The 20,323-nt window shown below is 27.1% G+C and carries 17 protein-coding genes and 1 riboswitch; all 17 genes read left to right on the top strand.

All coding sequences use genetic code 11. From position 1 onward, the window contains the following. The first annotated feature begins 1 nt into the window (after position 1). The 17 genes from X274_RS00630 to guaB all read left to right on the top strand — a co-directional run bounded on the left by X274_RS00630 (position 2) and on the right by guaB (position 20,270). The gene (locus X274_RS00630) at positions 2 to 1,273 is read left to right on the top strand and encodes an HD-GYP domain-containing protein (RefSeq protein ID WP_047264852.1); all 1,272 of its coding nucleotides are present in this window, start codon (positions 2 to 4) and stop codon (positions 1,271 to 1,273) included. Between the two features lie 76 nt (positions 1,274 to 1,349). Next, positions 1,350 to 2,714 (top strand): DNA polymerase III subunit gamma/tau, encoded by a 1,365-nt coding sequence (gene dnaX / locus X274_RS00635; protein WP_047264853.1) that lies wholly within the window; start codon positions 1,350 to 1,352, stop codon positions 2,712 to 2,714. Between the two features lie 14 nt (positions 2,715 to 2,728). Continuing rightward, a complete protein-coding gene (locus X274_RS00640) occupies positions 2,729 to 5,320 on the top strand; it encodes a tetratricopeptide repeat-containing glycosyltransferase family 2 protein (RefSeq protein WP_047264854.1) in 2,592 nt (863 codons plus the stop codon). Between the two features lie 32 nt (positions 5,321 to 5,352). Next, on the top strand, positions 5,353 to 5,931 hold the full coding sequence (gene frr / locus X274_RS00645) for a ribosome recycling factor (protein ID WP_047264855.1): 579 nt from the start codon (positions 5,353 to 5,355) through the stop codon (positions 5,929 to 5,931). Beyond that, positions 5,928 to 6,644 carry an isoprenyl transferase gene (locus tag X274_RS00650; RefSeq protein WP_084822577.1) on the top strand — a complete coding sequence of 239 codons (717 nt, stop codon included), beginning with the start codon at positions 5,928 to 5,930 and terminating at the stop codon, positions 6,642 to 6,644. The genes frr and X274_RS00650 overlap by 4 nt, the downstream gene beginning before the upstream one ends. Then, a complete protein-coding gene (locus tag X274_RS00655) occupies positions 6,613 to 7,476 on the top strand; it encodes a phosphatidate cytidylyltransferase (RefSeq protein WP_052913095.1) in 864 nt (287 codons plus the stop codon). Before X274_RS00650 ends, X274_RS00655 begins: the two co-directional genes overlap by 32 nt. 12 nt (positions 7,477 to 7,488) lie before the next feature. Next, positions 7,489 to 10,098 (top strand): alanine--tRNA ligase, encoded by a 2,610-nt coding sequence (alaS, locus tag X274_RS00660; RefSeq protein ID WP_047264856.1) that lies wholly within the window; start codon positions 7,489 to 7,491, stop codon positions 10,096 to 10,098. Positions 10,099 to 10,126: 28 nt separating this feature from the next. Continuing rightward, the gene (locus tag X274_RS00665) at positions 10,127 to 11,386 is read left to right on the top strand and encodes an SLC13 family permease (protein ID WP_255350142.1); all 1,260 of its coding nucleotides are present in this window, start codon (positions 10,127 to 10,129) and stop codon (positions 11,384 to 11,386) included. Between the two features lie 11 nt (positions 11,387 to 11,397). Further along, on the top strand, positions 11,398 to 11,694 hold the full coding sequence (gene gatC / locus X274_RS00670) for an Asp-tRNA(Asn)/Glu-tRNA(Gln) amidotransferase subunit GatC (RefSeq protein ID WP_047264858.1): 297 nt from the start codon (positions 11,398 to 11,400) through the stop codon (positions 11,692 to 11,694). A gap of 1 nt (position 11,695) precedes the next feature. Continuing rightward, positions 11,696 to 12,034 (top strand): YraN family protein, encoded by a 339-nt coding sequence (locus tag X274_RS00675; protein WP_047264859.1) that lies wholly within the window; start codon positions 11,696 to 11,698, stop codon positions 12,032 to 12,034. Between the two features lie 131 nt (positions 12,035 to 12,165). Then, on the top strand, positions 12,166 to 13,851 hold the full coding sequence (locus X274_RS00680; RefSeq protein ID WP_047264860.1) for a phospho-sugar mutase: 1,686 nt from the start codon (positions 12,166 to 12,168) through the stop codon (positions 13,849 to 13,851). 9 nt (positions 13,852 to 13,860) lie between these two features. Further along, the gene (locus X274_RS00685) at positions 13,861 to 14,451 is read left to right on the top strand and encodes a hypothetical protein (protein ID WP_047264861.1); all 591 of its coding nucleotides are present in this window, start codon (positions 13,861 to 13,863) and stop codon (positions 14,449 to 14,451) included. A gap of 12 nt (positions 14,452 to 14,463) precedes the next feature. Then, entirely contained in the window at positions 14,464 to 15,201 is a 738-nt protein-coding gene (gene truA, locus X274_RS00690; protein WP_047264862.1) for a tRNA pseudouridine(38-40) synthase TruA, read from the top strand. Next, positions 15,096 to 16,337 carry a hypothetical protein gene (locus tag X274_RS00695; RefSeq protein ID WP_156166104.1) on the top strand — a complete coding sequence of 414 codons (1,242 nt, stop codon included), beginning with the start codon at positions 15,096 to 15,098 and terminating at the stop codon, positions 16,335 to 16,337. The genes truA and X274_RS00695 overlap by 106 nt, the downstream gene beginning before the upstream one ends. Before the next feature lie 2 nt (positions 16,338 to 16,339). Beyond that, a complete protein-coding gene (locus tag X274_RS00700) occupies positions 16,340 to 17,065 on the top strand; it encodes a TlyA family RNA methyltransferase (RefSeq protein WP_047264864.1) in 726 nt (241 codons plus the stop codon). A gap of 73 nt (positions 17,066 to 17,138) precedes the next feature. Next, positions 17,139 to 17,240, top strand: a riboswitch (purine riboswitch). A 53-nt stretch (positions 17,241 to 17,293) separates the two neighbouring features. Next, positions 17,294 to 18,802: a glutamine-hydrolyzing GMP synthase gene (gene guaA / locus X274_RS00705; protein ID WP_047264865.1), complete on the top strand. Its 1,509-nt coding sequence runs from the start codon at positions 17,294 to 17,296 to the stop codon at positions 18,800 to 18,802. Positions 18,803 to 18,815: 13 nt separating this feature from the next. Continuing rightward, positions 18,816 to 20,270 (top strand): IMP dehydrogenase, encoded by a 1,455-nt coding sequence (gene guaB / locus X274_RS00710; RefSeq protein WP_047264866.1) that lies wholly within the window; start codon positions 18,816 to 18,818, stop codon positions 20,268 to 20,270. Positions 20,271 to 20,323: the final 53 nt, after the last annotated feature.

Below are 20,323 nucleotides of genomic sequence, written 5' to 3' on the forward strand. Positions count from 1 at the left end.
AATGGTAGATATTGCAATACAAAAGTTTGAGTTAAAAGGTTTAAAAATTAATGATAAGCTTTATGGGGAAATAACAGATTTTTCTATAGAAATTGATGAGAATGTAGAAATTTATGCAGAAAGGGAATTAACACAACTTGAAATAATAACATTAAAAAATTTTTTTAATGGTTTTGATTATACAGATGCTATAAATATGAAATTTAAAGGCAGGCATATTTTAGAAACTTTAAAATTAATTAGTAGTAATTTTAAGTTAGAAACTGTATTAAAATACACAGAAGAGGCCTTAAGAGAATTGTTATCTTCAGATGGCGCATCAATATTGCTTTATAATGAAAATAAAAAAATGTTAAACTTCTATATTACTTCTGGTGGTGCCAGTGGAAATATAGAAACAATAGATGTGCCAATTGAAGGTTCTATTGCTGGAGAATGTTTCAAAAAAAAGGAAACTATAATAATAAATGATGCGCAAAATAATCCTTTACATTTTAAAAAAACAGATAAAAAGGCTAAATATAAAACAAAAAATTTAATTGCTACTCCGTTGTTTTTTGAAAACGAGGTTATAGGTGTTTTAGAAGCTGTCAATAAAAAAACTGTCAATAAAAAAGAAGATAATTATACCTTAGAAGATAAACATATAATAGAACTTTTTTCTTCATTGATATCAAATAAATTGATGAATTCAAAAATATATGATGATTTAAGTAGTACAATTAAAGGTATTATTCTTGCAGTTGCAACGGCAATAGATTTGAGAGATAATTATACCCATACTCATTCAAAAAATGTATCGGATCTTGCAATTAAAATCGGGAAAAAATTGGGATTTAATGATTCTCTATTAGAAGAGTTGGAAATTGCAGCACTTTTACATGATGTTGGAAAAATCGGGATACCTGATGAAATATTGAATAAACCATCTAAACTTACTGAAGAAGAATTTAAAATAATTCAATCTCATACAATTATTGGAGCAAAATTATTATCAGAAATAGATTTTATATCCAAAAATATACCTTTAGGTGCTCTTGAACATCATGAAAAATTGGATGGAAGCGGATATCCTTATAATAAAACAGAAGATAAAATATCATTATTTGGTAAAATTTTAGCTGTTGCGGATATTTATGATGCATTAACTGCAAAAAGAGTATATAAAGAGCCATGGCCAAAAGACAGGGTTTTAAAAATGTTGAAAGATAATTGTCCCAAAAAATTTGATTGTGAAATAGTCTTAGCTCTTGAAAAGTGTGTCAATACTTAAAAAGGGGAGGATTCCCCTTTTTATTTTTGAAATAATATGATATAATTTAACTGACAATTTATCAGGAGGAGATTGAATGATTACTTTATATAGAAAATACAGACCTTCAACCTTTGAAGAACTAATTGGACAGGAACATATCAAAAAATACTTTGAAAAATCTATAGAAAAAAATGAAATTTCACATGCATATATATTTTCTGGTCCTAGAGGAACCGGCAAAACGACAACTGCACGTATTTTAAGTAAAGTATTAAATTGTGAAAATCCAAATGGTCATAATCCATGTAATTCATGTGAAAATTGTATAGCAATAAATAATGGTAGCTTTATGGATGTTATTGAACTCGATGCGGCTTCTAACAGGGGAATAGATGAAATTAGAAAAATTAGAGATGCAGCTAATTTTAGGCCGGTTTCGGGTAAGTATAAAGTATATATAATTGATGAATTTCATATGTTAACAAAAGAGGCATTTAATGCTCTTTTGAAAACTTTAGAAGAGCCACCAGAACATGTAATATTTATATTAGCTACAACAAATCTTGAAAAGGTACCAGAAACAATAATATCAAGAGCTCAGGTTTTACAATTTAAAAATATATCTGAAGCAGAAATTGCAAAGCATATTATAAATATTTCCAGAAAAGAGAATAGAAATATTACCGAAGATGCAGCTAATTTAATTGCCAAAAAAGCAAAAGGTGGAGCAAGAGATGCATTATCTCTTTTAGAACAACTTTTGAAATTCTCAAATACTGATATTACTCAGAATGATGTAATAAAAATATTGGGTTTATTTGATGAAAAAATAGTAAAGGATTTTTTAAATGCAATATATAAAAAAGATAATGAAAAATTATTGAATATATCTTCTATGATTTTTAATGAAGGAAAAGAAATTGAAGTTTTTCTGGAAGAAATTTTAGAGTATATATTAAATAATATTCGTAATAATGAAACATTAGAGAAAAACTTATACATAGCAAAAAAATTATCAGAATTACTGAAAGAAATAAAATATTCTGAAAATAAAAAAATACTATTTGATGTAAATGTATTATTATTATCTTCTGGAATCTATCATGAAAAGGATGAAGAAATAAATCTTTCTAATATAAAAACTTACAAAGAAAATATTAATAATACCACAGAAAAATTGACTTCTAAAGTGCTTGATATATTGTTAAATAAAAAAGAAAAAATGAATTTAGGTTTATATTTTGCATTAAAAAATGCCAAAATAAATGAAAAAGATGATTATATAAAAATTTTATATGAAAAAGAAAATCTATTGGAATATCAAATAGTTAAAAACAGTTCTACAATTCTTGAATTATTATATTCTACTTTAACAAATCATCTGATTAAAATTGATATAATTTACGAAGATAACTCAGATGAAAAAACGAGAAAAAATAATATATTAAAATTGTTTTGAATGGGGGATTTTTCATGAAAAAAGGTTTGATAAGCGCATGTATAATGGCAAAAAATGAAGAACAGAATATAGAAAGATGCTTGAACAGTATAAAAGATTTTTGTGATGAAATAATTTTTGTTGATACAGGATCAACAGATAATACAGTTGAAATTGCAAAAAAATATACAGATAAAATATATTTCTTTCCATGGAATGGAAATTTTTCAGATGCAAGAAATGAAACGTTGAAATATGCAACATCTGAATGGGTATTTATAATTGATGCTGATGAAGAAGCTTCAGAAAATTTGAAAAATAATATCAGAAAATACTTAAAATCATTAGAAAATGATATAGTAGCAGTTTATATACCTACTGTAAATTTTTTAGATTTTGAAAAAAAGAATTATGAACTTGCAAGCACAGCAAGATTTTTTAGAAATGGTAAGGTGAAATATGAAAATATTGTTCATAATCAACCTGTATATAAAGGGAAAAATGTAAAAGTAGATCTTGAATTATTACATTACGGATATATCTGGACAAGATTAAGAAGAAAACAAAAAACTGAAAGGACATTAGCGCTTATTGAAAAGTATTTAGAAAAGAAACCGAATGATTTATACTATTTAATTCAATACATGAAAACATTATCAATTGCTCAAAAACACATTGAAAAAATGGAAATTGGATACAAAATAGCAAAGAAACTATTAAAAGATGTACAGAAAAAAGATTATAAACCAATACCTATGACTGTTGAATTTATGTTTTTGTGGGGAATAGAATTGATGAATAAAGGATATTGGGATGATGCCGAAAAATGGTTTAAAATAGGTTCAAGATGGAATTTAGATGCTTATTATGGTTTAATGAATGTTTATTTTAATAAAAGAGATTGGGAAAATTTAAAGAGAGCTTCTCTGGATTTCTTAAAATATTTAAATATTTTCGAAAATAGACGTGGTGAAATTACATGGTCAATGCAATCATTATTTAGAAAAAATGAAGGATTGGTTTTTTTAACTATGGCAAAGGTTAAAATGAGAGATTTAAAAGATATAGATAAGATTATAAAAGAATTAAATTATAAAAAAAATAACGAAAAAATTATAAAGTTATATGATTTAATTTTTGATGAGTTTGCTAAAGAAACAAATTACAATAATAAGCAAAAATTATTAAAAGTACTAAAAGAAATTCATATTAATATAATTAATAATTCTGAATTTTTTCTTCAATCTACGAACAAAGCGATAAAAAAATATGACATAATATTTGAAAAAACAAAAGACAAAAACCCATATTTATTTTTAGAATATTTTGTTGATAGATTGAAAGATGAAAAAAATATTATAGGTTTTTTGTTGACATTTATAGATGATATATTTGATAAAGATTTTGAACAACTACTTGAATTATTATTAAAAATAAGAAGATTGAGAAAAGATATTAGCTCTGACAAAGAAAAAGCTGTAATAGAATTATTAATTGCAGATATTCTTACAAAAAACGGAAGATTTAATGAAGCAAAATCGAGATATAAAAAAGTGGTAAGTTTAGAGAAATCACTTGCCAGATTTGTTCAGGTATTAATAGAAGATATATTAACTCATATGGAACCTGAAGAACTTATTCCAGCTTACGTTGAATTAAAAGAAGAAATGAGCAAAAAAACCGAATTATTCTTTAATATAGATATCTTTGATTATCGAGAAATTGCTTTATTTGATTATTATTTTGGAGATATATTTCCTGAATTAAAATTCATATACGGATTAAAAATAAAAAATGAAAATAAGGAATTGTTTGAATCATTATTATTAAAAGTTTTTGAAATAACAAAAAATAAATATTTTAAAGCTTTTGTAAGTTTGAGATTATATAATTACTATAAGGAATGTAAAGAATTTGAAAAAGCTAAATTATATTTGGAGAAAGCGCTAAATTTAAACCCTATTTTAGCAGATTTGACTGGTGGGAATTATAATTATACAGGTTTTTATTTTGAAGAAAAAATAGAAAATAAATATGATAAAATAGTTAATGTATTAAATATAGGTGAAATAATTTCTGTTCTTCCGGTAATAAATCCTATAAAAATCTGGTATGAATCTAAAATAACAGGTTTATATTATGTTTCTCCACGTCCAACATATAATGCAATGAAAAATTTAGATAATTATTTAAAGAGATATTCTAAGTATTTTAATTTAATATATCCAGACCCTTTAAAAAATCATAAATTAAAATATATTCTTTCTGAATTACTACAAAAAGATAATTTGTTAGAGATTAACTCAATAAATCCGTTTTTCAATAAGGAACACATTACAATATCTAATTTAGAGTATATCGAAGATAGGAATTTTAAAAAATCATATGATACAGTTGTTTTTTTCAATCCGGAATTTTCCAGAGACTTGATAAAAGACTTAAAATATTTAAAAACAATAACAGAAAATTTATTTGTAATATTTAATTTAGATGATAATATAATAAACAAAGATCCAAGAGCTTTTTGGTATTTAGAACCTAAGAATATAAAAGTTTTTTTTGATTATATGAAACCTAAATATTTTGAATTTATAAATGATACAATGCTTTTTGTACATTATAAATAATATTATTTAAAATTATTAATATAAATACAAATATGGAGGTGGATATTGTGTCATTAAAGGATCCCGTTTTAAAGGAAGCAAAATCAAAAATGGATAAAACAGTTAAGCATCTTGAAGATGAATATAAAAAACTCAGAACTGGAAGACCTTCTCCAGCCATGTTTGAAGAAGTTTTAGTTGATTATTATGGAACACCTACACCAATTAATCAAACAGCAACTTTAAGTGTTGGAGAAGACCGAACTGTTGTTATTACTCCGTGGGATAAAAGTTTGTGTTCAAAAATCGAAAAAGCAATTAATGCTGCAAATTTGGGTATGATGGCATCAACTGATGGTATAGTTGTAAGAGTGAAATTTCCAAATCCAACTGTTGAAGATAGAAAAAAATGGGTAAAACATGCAAAAGAGTTAGCTGAAGAGTTTAAAATTGCTTTAAGAAATATCAGAAGAGAAGATATGAAGGTTATAAAGGAAAAACAAAAAAACGGTGAAATACCGGAAGATGATGCAAGAAAATTGGAAGATGAGATTCAAAAAATATTAAAAGATCATGAACACAAAATTGACGAAGTGTTCCACAAAAAAGAAAAGGAGATAATGGAATCTTGAGAATCCCAAAACATATTGGAATTATAATGGATGGTAATGGTAGATGGGCTAAGCAAAGAGGTTTAAAAAGAACTGTTGGTCACGAACGTGGAGCAAAAGTGGCGGAAGATGTAATACAATGGGCTTCTGATATGGGTATAAGGTATTTAACCTTATACTCTTTTTCTACTGAAAATTGGAAGAGACCGAAAGAAGAGGTAAATTTTCTTTTTTCACTTATGGTAAGATATCTGGAATCAAGACTAAATAAAATAATAAAAGAAAATGTAAGAGTTAGATTCACAGGAAGAATTGAGGAACTTCCGGATAAAGTATATGATGTATGCAAAAGAATAGAAGAAAAAAGTAAAAATAATACAAAAATAGACGTCATTTTAGCTGTAAATTATGGTGGAAGGCGTGAAATTGTTGATGCGGTAAATAAACTAATTTTAAAAAAAGCAGAAAAGATCTCAATTGAAGATATATCAAATAATCTTTATTTACCGGATATTCCGGATCCTGAATTAATAATTAGAACATCTGGAGAAGTCAGAATAAGCAATTTTTTATTATGGCAAATTGCTTATTCTGAGTTATATTTTACAGATGTATTATGGCCCGATTTTACCAAAGAAGATTTAGAAAAGGCTATAAAAGATTTTTCAAGCAGAGATAGAAGATTTGGTGGTATTCAATCAGATGAAAGAAGGGATTATAATGGCAGTAAATAAAAAAAATTTATTTATTAGAACATTATCTGGAATAATTCTCGGGCCAGCTGTTGTTTTTTCATTTTTTTCTTTACCTACAACTATCGGGTTAGCGACATCAATAATATTAATAACATCATTAGAATATTTTGAAATGACATTAAAAGAATTCAAATATGAATATAAAGTATTTCTATCTATAATAGTGGCATTAACAAGTGCTGTATATGGTTTCGCATTAAGGGCTTATTATTCTGGATTATTTATTTTTGATCCCATTACAATTTATATTATAACGATAATTGCAATTTCAGGACTAAGTTTAATATATCTAAAAGATACCAAAAAATATAAAATAGCCATAGAAAATTTTGTTTTCGCTCTTATTTCAATATCGTTATTTTTATCATATTTTTACCATATAAATTTAAACTATGGTGCGACTACAAGTATATTAATATTAACTTCTGTTTGGATATATGACGCAGGAGCTTTTTTTGTTGGTTTGAATTTTGGTAAACACAAATTATCTCCAAATTATTCACCGAAAAAAAGTATTGAAGGTTTAATTGGTGGGATTATATTAACTTACTTATATATAATTTTGTATGAATATATAAGGTCTTATTTTAACTTGAATTTAATAGGTCCAATTCAGGCCATATTTTTCGCATTACTGGTTGGAATAATAGATACAATAGGTGATCTTACAGAATCATCATACAAAAGAAGTTATAATTTAAAAGATTCTGGCGAGACATTACCCGGTCATGGTGGTATGTATGATAGAATAGATGGTTTATTATATTTAACACCAGCATTTTATTTTTTAATGAAAATATTTGGTATATAATGGAGGGATTATATGAATTCAAAAGAAATCAGGGAATCATTTTTGAAATACTTTGAAGAAAAGGGTCATAAAATAATGAAAAGTTTTCCATTAATTCCATCTGACCCTCAATTATTGTTTACCGTTGCAGGGATGGTTCCGTTTAAACCCATATTTTGGGGAAAAATGGAACCTACATATACAAAAATTGCAACATGTCAAAAATGTATAAGAACAAATGATATTGAAAATGTTGGTAGAACTGCAAGACATCAAACCTTTTTTGAAATGTTGGGTAATTTTTCTTTTGGTGAATATTTTAAGGAAGGTGCAATTAAATTTGCCTGGGAATATCTTACAGAAGTTTTGAAATTATCCCCAGAAAAATTATGGGTATCAGTTTATTATGATGATAACGAAGCATATAATATATGGAAAGATATAATTGGAATACCAGAAAGCAAAATTATGAGATTTGGAAAAGAAGACAATTGGTGGGGGCCGGTAGGTCCAACAGGACCATGTGGTCCAAGTTCAGAAATATATTATGATACAGGACGTAAAGATTTATGTCCTGATCCAGAAAAATGTACCCCTGAAGATGATTGTGGAAGATATGTTGAAATATGGAATTTAGTTTTCACAGAGTATTATCAAGATGAAAATGGGAATTTACAACCCCTACCAAGAAAAAATATTGATACTGGAGCAGGATTGGAAAGAATAACTGCAGCTGTACAGGGAGTTTATGATAATTTTGAAACAGATTTATTTACACCAATCATAAATAAAATAGAAAATATATTTGGCATAAAATTTAAAAATGATAAAAAAACAGATGTATCAATAAAGGTTATAGCCGATCATTCAAGAGCTGTAACATTTTTAGTATCAGAAGGAATTTTACCCTCAAATGAAGGAAGAGGTTATGTTTTAAGAAGAATTTTAAGACGAGCATTGAGACATGGTGCATTATTAGGAAAAAAAGAACCATTTATGAATGAAATTATAGATGTAGTTATTGAGTATTATGGTGATGTATATCCAGAAATTTCTGAAAAAGCGTCTTTCATAAAAAATATAGTGGAAGCTGAAGAAAAAAGATTTTTGGAAACTCTTGATAAAGGTACTGAGAAATTGATGGATTATATAAAGAATTCTAAAAATAATATAATAGATGGCGGTTTTGCTTTTGAACTTTATGACACATATGGATTTCCTTTAGATATAACCAGAGAAATTGCTGAAGAAAATAATTTTTCTGTGGACGAGGAAGAATTTAATAGATATATGGAATTACAGCGTCAAAGAGCCAGAGATGCTGCTGGTGAAAAAGAATATACAAAAATAAACAAAGCTTTTAAATATATTGGTGATGAATTAAAAACAACAGAGTTTACAGGATATGAAAATTTAAAAGATGAGAGCGAAATATTATATATAGTAAAAAACGAAGAAATATTGGAAAATGCGAAAAAAGGTGAGGAAATAGTAGTAATTACCTTAAAAACTCCATTTTATGCAGAAAAAGGTGGGCAAATAGGGGACACTGGTGTAATAAAGAATGAACGGTTTAAATTTGAGGTTGTAGATACTAAAATTATAAACAATGAAGTTATAGGACATTATGGTAAAATATTAAATGGAGAAATAAAAGTTGGAGAAAAAGCAATCCTTGAAGTAGATAAAAAAAGAAGAAATGCAATAAAGAAAAATCATACAGCGACACATTTATTACATAAAGCATTGAGAGAAGTTCTTGGGACTCATGTAAAACAGGCTGGTTCGTTAGTTACTGATGAAAAGCTAAGATTTGATTTTACGCATTATGAATCAGTGTCAAAAAAAGATATTAGAAAAATTGAAGAGTTAATAAATGAAAAAATATTAGAAAATATAAAGGTAATTACAGAAATAAAAGCTCTTGAAGATGCAAAAAATGAAAATGCAATGGCATTATTTGAAGAAAAATATGGTGACAAAGTTAGAGTGGTAAAAATAGCTGATTTTAGTTCAGAATTATGTGGTGGTACACATGTTTCATACACCGGAGAAATAGGTTTATTTAAGATATTATCTGAAACAGCAGTATCAGCTGGAGTTAGAAGAATTGAAGCGATAACTGGAATGAAAACATTGGAATATGTAAATGATCTTGAGAACAAAATCAATACTATTTCAGAACATCTTGAAGCAGCTCAAGAAATAATCGTTCCAAGAATTTTAAACCTGTTAGAAAAAATTAAAGAGCAGGAAAAAGAGATAAAAAGATTACAGGAAAAGCTTACTTCCCAATCTTTGGATGTTTTCACCATAAAAAAATATGATGATATTGAGATTTATATGAAAATATTTGAAGGTGTTGCTTCTGACGTTTTAAGAAATGTAACTGATATTGCTGAAAATAAAATTAAAAGCGGAATAATTATATTATTTAATAAAAAAGATAAAAAGGTTAATTTTATAGTAAAAGTAACAAAGGATCTATCAGGAAAGTATCATGCTGGAAATATCGCCAGAAAAATCGCAAAAGAATTAGGTGGTGGAGGTGGCGGAAGACCAGACTTTGCCCAGGCAGGGGGGAAAGATCCATCTAAAATAAATGATATAATTACTAATATTAAAGATTATATAGGGGGATGATTTTACGGAACGCATTATTACATTATTTATTTTTCTTTTTTCTTATACATTATTAATTACAGAAAAAGTTAATAGGACAATTGTCGCAATACTTGGCGCCACTATTATGATGATATTGGGTATTTTTGAAAATCATATAGAAGCTATAAAGAACTATGTTGATGTAAACACAATATATTTATTAATGGGTATGATGATTTTTGTTTCTGTTATAAAGAAAAGTGGACTTTTTGAGTATCTTGGAATAATAACTTTAAAAGCATTTCATCAAAATGGGTATATACTTTATTTCGGTTTAACATTTACAGTTGCCCTCATGTCTGCTATAATAGATAATGTTACAACTGTTCTGGTTTTCATTCCTGTAACTCTGGCAATAACAGATTCGCTGGATGTTGACCCATTACCCTTTATTTTTGGTGAAATTATGGCATCAAATATTGGAGGAACTGCAACAATCATCGGAGATCCACCGAATATAATGATTGCAAGTGCTGCAGGACTACGTTTTACAGAGTTTTTTATAAATAATGGTCCAATATCTTTTTTAAATCTTTTTGTAATGCAAATTCTTACAATACTTTTTTTTAAGAAAAAATTGGGTTTTAAAATTGACGTTGAAAAAATAAAATCATTTGATCCTAAATCTGCAATAAAGAATAAAAAAGGTTTTTATATTTCATGGTTTTTATTGATATTAACCTTATTTCTGTTTATTTTTCAGCATCAGCTTGAAATGGAAAGTTCTACAATAGCTTTATTTATAGGATTTTTAGCTTTGTTATTACTTGATAGAAATGAAGTTGAAGAGATTTTGAAAGAAGTTGAATGGGGTACAATTCTATTCTTCTTTGGATTATTTATTATGACTGGTGGTTTAGTTCAAACAGGAATTTTAAAGGATTTTACTTATTTTTTGGTTGATATTGCCGGTAATTCCATGAGAAGTTTTGCTATGATGCTTATAGGAATTGCGGGAGTCATTTCAGGTTTTGTTGATAATATTCCTTTTACTGCAACATTAATTCCTGTTATAAAAAATTTGCAATATATAAATCCAGCAATTTTTTCTAACTTAGATCCATTATGGTATTCTTTATCACTGGGGGCATGTTTAGGTGGAAATTTCACCCCCATTGGTGCATCAGCTAATATAGTAGCTTTAGCAATGTTGAAACAATTTAAAAATGAGGAAATAAAATTCCTGGAGTTTTTCAAATATGCTTTCCTTATAGTAATATCCAATCTTATACTTTCTGCAATTTATGTGGAATTAATTTTAATTTAGGAGGAATTAAAATGATTGATGTCAATGATGAATTAATAAAAAAATTAGAAAAATTATCGATGATTGAGTTATCTGATGATGAAAAAGAAATAATTAAAAGAGATTTAAATGAAATTCTAAAATATATGGAAATGATAGATGAAGTGAATATAAAAAATGTTGAGCCTCTATTTTCTCCAATTGAAAAAATATTAAAAAATATTTTTCATGAAGATATTGAAAAAACATCGGAATTTATTAAAAATATAGTAAATGAATTTCCCGAAAAAAAAGATAATTTATTAAAAGTACCAGGTATTCAAAGTTAATATGAACGATAAAGGGAAAAAATATGAATTAGCAGCTATAAAATATTTACAGAAAAAAGGATTTAAAATATTAAAAAAAAATTTCACCACAAGAATTGGTGAGATTGATATAATAGCACTTGATGGAAAATGTTTAGTATTTATTGAAGTTAAAGGTGGAAAAGATTATTTAGAAAATCCAGCATATAGAGTAAATTATAAAAAATTAAAAAAAATTATAGCTGTTGCTAATATTTTTATTAAACATACTTCTGTTGATTTCGATGAAACAAGAATAGACGTAATAGGTGTAAATGAAAAATTTGAAATTTCTTATTTTCCCGATCAAAAATTATTTTAAATTTTAAAGACAACAAGCAGCCTTTGGCTGCTTGTTGCAATTTTAATTTACCTTAAAATTTTGATGAAAACTAAATATAATAAATTTGTGTTATAATATCATTGTAAATAGAATAACAAGGAGGAGGAATTATGAAAAGCATAGAGGATATAGCAGCTGAAAAGTTTGAATTATGGTTTAAATATGCTGATTCTTCTTTAAAATTAGAGATGGAAAAAATGAAAAATAATAAAGATTTAGTTTTAGATAGTTTCTTTAAAGATTTAGAATTTGGAACTGGTGGTTTGAGAGGAAAAATTGGTGTAGGAACAAATAGAATGAATATACATACTGTTGCCAGAGCAACACAAGGCTTTGCAAACTATTTAAAAAAAGTATGTAGATTCCCATCCGTAGTGATTGCATATGATACAAGAAAATATTCATTAGATTTTGCAAAGATGGCAGCGTCAGTTTTAGCTGCAAACGGCATTAACGTATATATATTTAAAGAAGTTACCGCAACTCCTATACTCTCATTTGCTGTAAGATATTTGAAAGCTACAGGGGGTATAATAATTACTGCAAGTCATAATCCACCAGAATATAATGGTTATAAGATATACACTTCCGATGGAACTCAAGCTGTTCCAGATGTTGCAAATAGTGTAATAAAAGAAATAAATAAACTTGACTACTTTGAAGATATAAAAACAATAGAATTTAAACAGGGATTACATGATGGTAGTATTAATTGGGTATCTGAAGAGGTATTTGATGAATATTTAAATACTCTTGAAAGTTATTTGAGATTTTTAGAACCTCATTTAAAAAATAATATAAAAATTGTATATACTCCTTTACATGGTACCGGATTAAAACCTGTAAAAGAATTACTTGGTAGATTAGGTTTTGACTTAAAAGTAGTTGAAAAACAAGCTATACCAGATCCAGACTTTTCTACAGTAAGAGTTCCAAACCCTGAAGAGAAAGATGCATTTAAATTAGCATTGGAATATGCAAAAAAAGAAAATGCCGATTTAGTAATGGCAACTGATCCTGATTCAGATAGGCTTGGTATATATATTAAAGAAAATTCAGAATATATTGATTTTACCGGAAATCAAATAGGTATTATGTTATCTCACTATATATTAACAAGAATGCAATCTTTAAATATATTACCAGAAAATGGAGTTATTATAAAAACAATAGTAACTACAGATATGATTAAATCAATAGCGAAAGATTTTAACGTGGATGTTGAAGAAACATTAACAGGATTTAAGTTCATAGGTGAAAAATTAGAAAAGCATGCGAGTTTAGGAGATAAAAAATTTATTTTTGGATTTGAGGAAAGCTATGGATATTTAGCAAATGACCATGCAAGAGATAAAGATGCGATAATTGCAGCGGGATTAGTTGCATTAATGGTTTCTCGTAATATTAATGAAGGTAAAACATTGAATAATTATTTAGAAGAATTGAGAAGAAAATATGGATATTATTTCGAAGAAAACATATCCTTCACATTTGAAGGATTAGAAGGATTAAAAAAGATAAATAACATAATGCAAAGGTTAAGAGATTTACCTCCAGCAGAAATAGGGGATTTAAAATTATTAGAGCTAAAAGACTATTTAAAAGAAAATAACGAATTTCCAAAATCTAACGTTGTTGAATTAAACTATAGTAATAAATTAAAAATTATTGGAAGGCCATCAGGTACAGAACCAAAAATAAAATTTTATTTATTGGTTAAAGGTAAGAATGAGAATGAAGTAAAAGAAATCATATATTCTGCAAAGGAAGCAATTAAGATAATGATAGAATTTTGAGGTGGAAATATGGAACCTAATCTGTTATTAATTACAAATAATGGAGATTTTTATGTTCCCAAAAAATGTGAATTCATAGATCATAAAACTATTAAAATAATATTGTATGGCGATGAAGACCTGAATAATATAAAAAATTTTAATAATGGTATTTTAGGTTATTTCATTTTAAAAGAAAAAAGAGGTAATTTAGTAGGATTAAAAAGATTTTTAAAGATTGATAAAAGAATTGCTTCATATTTAAAAGTTTCATTTGTAGATTTTCTTTCTGAGGAAATTAGAGAATTATATGGTGATTATATAGAGGTAATATCAGAATTTATCGGGCTTTATGAAACAATACATGAGTTTAATGCGCTTATAAAAACAAAAAAAGTAAGAGAAAACTATGAAGATTGGCTTGAAACATTTGTTAAAGATATAGATGACACACATAAAGAAACTTTGAAAATGTACATTTCTAAATTTGCTAATTTATATCTAATTAGAATATATGAAAAATTATTTTCAAAAAATATAGAATTATTGGAAAAACAGGAAAAAGAAATAGCTTATAAATTATTAGAAACAGGTGTTTTAAAAGAAAGAGGTGTATTATAATGGAGGTAAAAAATGCGAAGAGTTGCTGCAGTAGTTGCATATGATGGTACAAAATTTAACGGGTTTCAAGGACAACCTAAGGTAAGAACAGTTCAGGGAGAATTTGAAAAAACACTAAAAAGGATATTTAAGCAAAAAATTATTTCCTGGGGAGCCGGAAGAACGGATACTGGCGTTCATGGCTATGGTCAGATTATAGCTTTTGATGTTCCAAACGAAAGAATGACTTTGAAAAATATAAAAGATGCATTGAATGCCAATTTACCAGAAGATATATATGTTCGTAGTGTATTTGATGTTCGCAAAAAATTTTCTCCACGGCACGAAGCAAAAAAAAGGATTTATCATTATTATATTTATCAAAATAACGAGCCAAACATATTTTTAAGAGATAGGGTATGGTGGTTTCCATACAATTTAAATATTAATAAAATGAGAGAAGCTGCAAAACATTTAGAAGGAGAACATGATTTTACGACTTTTAAAACAGGCAATGATGAAAGAAACCCTGTAAGAACCATATATAGAATCAGAATTTTAAAAATGAAAAATAATATAATATTAATAAGAGTAGAGGGACAGTCATTTTTGAGAAGAATGGTAAGAAATATTGTAGGTGCTTTGGTAAAGGTGGGAACAGAAAGTTGGAATCCAGAATATATAAAAGAAATATTGGAGGCGAAAAGCCGATCAAAAGCGCCAGCATCAGCACCACCGCAAGGTTTGTATTTTTACTCGGTGTTGTTTTAATTTCAATTATAATATTTTCGAAAGAAAAAATAGGGCTAATATACAAAGGCCCTACTTCTTTGTTTTCCAACATATTTTATGAAGTTTATAAATATGCTGACATTGAAACTCCTCCATCAACAAGTTCAAAAAAGTTTGAAATAACCGTTCAAGCCTCAAATATTATTATTGAATATAATAATAAACAATATAATGGATATTTAGATGAATATAAAAAAATAATAAAAGAAATTTTTAAAAATGAATTCATAAGAAGAATTTATCTAATAGCAAATGATTGCCAGATATTTGATGAGACAGGTAATATTGTTTCTTCTGCTTTTTTTAATTGGTCAGAACAATTTAAAGTGAAAATATTAAAAGATAATTTTGAAATTGAAGTACCGATTAGATTATCTATAGGTAATACCTTTCAAAAAGTTCCTGAAAGATGGATAAAAGTTAATTTTATAGGTTATACAGGAGATGCGACATTAAATGGAAAACATATAGAAATAAATAATAGAATATCTTTACCTCCTAATATTTATACTTTAGAAACACCATATGAAACATTAAAATTTAATCTTGAAAATATTTATAATGAATACACAGTATATCTAACTTCTGAAACAATAACAAAAAAAATAGAGTTTGAAAAAATAGTAGGAATTTTTGATTTAAAAAGCGGAGTAGAAATAACTGGAAAAAATAAAAGTGTATGGATATCTAAAAGTGATGATAATATTATAGTAAAAGAAAATAGCTTATTTGTTTCGCCATATGGAATTTTAGAAAAAAATAAAGGGATTCAGTTTCATGGGATGCCGATATATGCATATGAAGATAATTACACAATATATATAATAACCTCATATGGTGAAATTCTAACGATGGGTTTAAGAAATATAATTAAAGATATGGGAAGATCTCCAGCTTCTATAACAAATGAAAATAATAAATTATTTGTAAGTACATTTGGTGGGAAAAGATATATAATTGATTTAAAAACGGGTGGATTATATAATGATAATCAAAATCTGGAAATAAAAAATACTATAAAAATTTATACAGAGAAAACTATATATCTGAAAAATAAAAGTATTATTATACAGAATAACAAAATAAAAGTAGTAAAAAAAGTAAGTGAGGAATAATGATGGAAATCAGACTAGACCAATTTTTAGTAAAAAACAATTATACAGAGTCAAGAGAAAAAGCACACAGATTAATAAAAGATGGAAAAGTAAAAGTAAATGATAAAATAATATTAAAACCATCAAAAAAAGTAAAAATAGAAGATAGAGTGGAATTAATTGAATCGGAAAAATATGTAAGTAGAGCTGCTTATAAATTATTAAAAGCAATTGATGAATTTAAAATCAATGTAAATCAAAAAATATGTATGGATATTGGCTCTTCAACAGGTGGGTTTACACAGGTATTACTGGAAAATAAGGCAAAAAAAATATATGCAATCGATTCTGGTACTAATCAATTGCACAAAAAGTTAAGAAATAATTCAAAAATTATATTAATGGAAAATACAAATGCAAGATATTTAAAAAAAGATGATTTTGAACCAATTGATTTTTTTACATGTGATGTATCCTTTATATCTATAACAAAAATTATTGATTCTATAAAAAAAATAATAAAAGATAACGCAGAAGGAGTAGTATTAATAAAACCACAATTTGAATTGGAACCATCAAAATTAATTAAAGGTGTTGTAAAAGAAAATAAATTCAGAAAAGAAGCTATAAATAATGTTATAAAAGTATTTGAGGAAAAAGGATTTTTAATTTTAGGGATAGTTGAATCCCCAATAAAAGGTAAAGAAGGAAATATAGAATATTTAATGTATGTTAGAAATACTATGTAATATTCTGATTAACCTTTTTTTAACCATAAAGAAAAGTAATCAACGTTTTTTGTTGTTATAATACATAAAAATTAATACTATGAAAAACTTTTCCTATATAATTCCAGTAATATGGACTGGAAGTTTCTACCGAATGGCCGTAAACCATTCGACTATAGGAAAAGGGGTAGGTGTATAATATACGCTCCTCTTTTCTTATAGAGGAGCGTTTTTTATTAGGAGGTGTATATGAAAAAAGTACTTATTATTGATTATGGTTCTCAATATACACAATTATTAGCGCGTAGAGTGAGAGAATTGGGTATATATTCTGAAGTTATACAGCATGATGAAAAAGCAGAAGGAGATATCGGAGCAATAATTTTATCCGGTGGTCCAATGAGTGTAAATGATGAAAATGCTATTTTACTATCTGAATGGATTTTAAAATCTAATAAACCTATATTAGGGATATGTTATGGATTCCAGTTATTAAGCAAAAAATTCGGGGGGAAAGTTGAAAAAACAGAAATTTCAGAATATGGTAAAACAGAAATAGGAAATTTAAAAGGCGCATTATTTGACGGAATGAAATCTAAAATAACAACATGGATGAGTCATGGTGATTCCGTTACCGAATTACCTGAAAATAGCGAAGTCATAGCTAAAACAAAAAATAATATAAATGCGGCTATAAAATTTTCAGAATATATATATGGACTTCAATTTCATCCAGAAGTTAAACACACTGAATATGGGAATAAAATTATAGAAAATTTTCTTTTTAAAATTGCAAAATTAGAAAAGAATTGGTCTTTGAATTATTTTGTTGATGAGAAAATAAAGGAAATAAAAAATGAAATAAAAAACAAAAAAGCAATAATAGCACTTTCTGGAGGAGTTGATTCTTCTGTAGCAGCGGTACTTGTTCACAAAGCAATAGGAACTAATTTAAAAGCTGTTTTTGTAAATCATGGTTTATTAAGGCTTAATGAAGAAACAGATGTGAAAAATATATTCAAAGAATTAATGGGAATAAATTTAAACATAATTGATGCTAAAAAAAGATTTTTAGAAAAACTAAGTGGAATAACCGATCCTGAAAAGAAAAGAAAGATAATTGGAGAAGAGTTTATAAGGGTTTTTGAAGTAGAGGCAAAAGGAAAATTTGAATATCTAATTCAGGGAACAATATACTCTGATGTTATAGAAAGTGCTGCTTCAGGGAAAAATACAGCAAAAATAAAAAGTCATCATAATGTTGGCGGATTACCAGAAAATATAGATTTAAAAATAATAGAACCACTAAGAAATTTATTTAAAGATGAAGTAAGAGAACTTGGTAAAATATTGGGAATACCGGATCACATATTAAATAGACATCCATTTCCAGGTCCTGGATTGGCAATTAGGATAATAGGAGAAATTACAGATGAAAAATTGAATATATTAAAAAAAGCAGATTCTATATTTATAGAAACATTAAAAAAATATAATTGGTATGACAATGTGTGGCAGGCATTTACTGTATTAACTCCGATAAGAACAGTTGGGGTAGTTGGAGATGAAAGAAATTATGATTATGTTCTTGCCATAAGAAGTGTTGATAGCGTTGAAGGAATGACAGCAAATTGGTCAAAAATTCCATATGAAATATTAGAAAAGGTTTCTAATAGAATTACAAATGAAGTAAAAGGAATAGGTAGAGTTGTTTATGATATAACTTCAAAACCACCCGCAACAATTGAATGGGAATGAAAGGAGATATATTATGTTTAGAGAAACATTAACTTTTGATGATGTATTATTACTCCCCAAGTATAGTGAAATTACTCCATCACAGGTGAATACAAAATCATTGCTAACAAAAGATATATATTTAAAAACTCCATTTTTATCCGCAGCAATGGATACTGTTACTGAAAGCCAAATGGCAAAATCAATGGCTCATGTAGGCGGAATTGGTATAATTCATAAAAATATGTCAATAGAAGAACAGGTGCATGAAATTGAAAAAGTTAAAAAATCGGAAAATGGTATAATATATGATCCAATAACAATATATCCTGATACCCCTATTTGTGAAGCAGAAAATTTAATGCATGAGTATAAAATTGGAGGTCTTCCTGTTGTTGATAAAAAAAATAAATTATTGGGTATATTAACCAATAGAGATATGCGTTTTGAAACAAATTTATCAAAAAAAGCTAAAGAATTGATGACTCCATTTAAGGAGTTAATAGTAGCCGGACCACATATAACAATAAAAGAAGCTAAAAAAATATTACATCAAAATAAAATAGAAAAATTACCGATAATAAATGAAAAAAATGAACTAATAGGATTAATAACAATAAAAGATATACTATCAATTATAGAACATCCTGATGCATCTCGAGATGAAAAGGGGAGATTATTAGTTGGCGGGGCAATAGGGATTTCTGATGCTTTAGAAAGAGCCAATGCATTAATAAAAGCCAATGTTGATGTATTGGTGCTGGATTCAGCACACGGACATTCAAAAAATATTATTGATACATTAAAAATGTTAAAAAAAGAATTTCCAAAGATACCAATTATTGCTGGTAATATTGCAACAAAAGAGGGAGCGTATGATTTGATAAAAGCTGGAGCTGATGCTTTAAAAGTAGGAATAGGTCCTGGGTCAATATGTACAACTCGAATTGTTGCTGGTATTGGAGTTCCACAATTAACTGCAATTTTAGATGTAGTATCTATTGCAAAAAAATATAATATTCCTGTAATTGCTGATGGAGGAATAAGATATTCAGGTGACATTGTGAAAGCATTAGCTGCGGGTGCAAATACTGTAATGTTAGGTAGTCTTTTTGCCGGAACAGATGAAGCACCAGGAGAAACTATATTATATCAAGGGAGAAAATATAAAACATATAGAGGTATGGGATCAATTAGTGCAATGAAAAAAGGCAGTAAAGATAGATATTTTCAGGAGAATATAACTAATACGGATAAACTTGTTCCAGAAGGTGTTGAAGGAATGGTTCCTTATAAGGGTAAAGTGAAAGAAGTTGTATATCAACTATTAGGTGGGCTAAAATCGGGAATGGGGTATATTGGCGCAAAAGATATTGATGATTTACATGAGAAAGCCGAATTTATAAAAATAACCTCTTCAAGTATTAAAGAAAGTCATCCTCATGATATTTCAATTACAAAAGAGGCTCCTAATTATTCTATAAAATGAATATTCATTTATAAAAGGCATCCTACAAATATTGAGGATGCCTTTTGTTTAAT

Source organism: Marinitoga sp. 1155 (assembly GCF_001021175.1).
Taxonomy (GTDB): Bacteria; Thermotogota; Thermotogae; order Petrotogales; family Petrotogaceae; genus Marinitoga.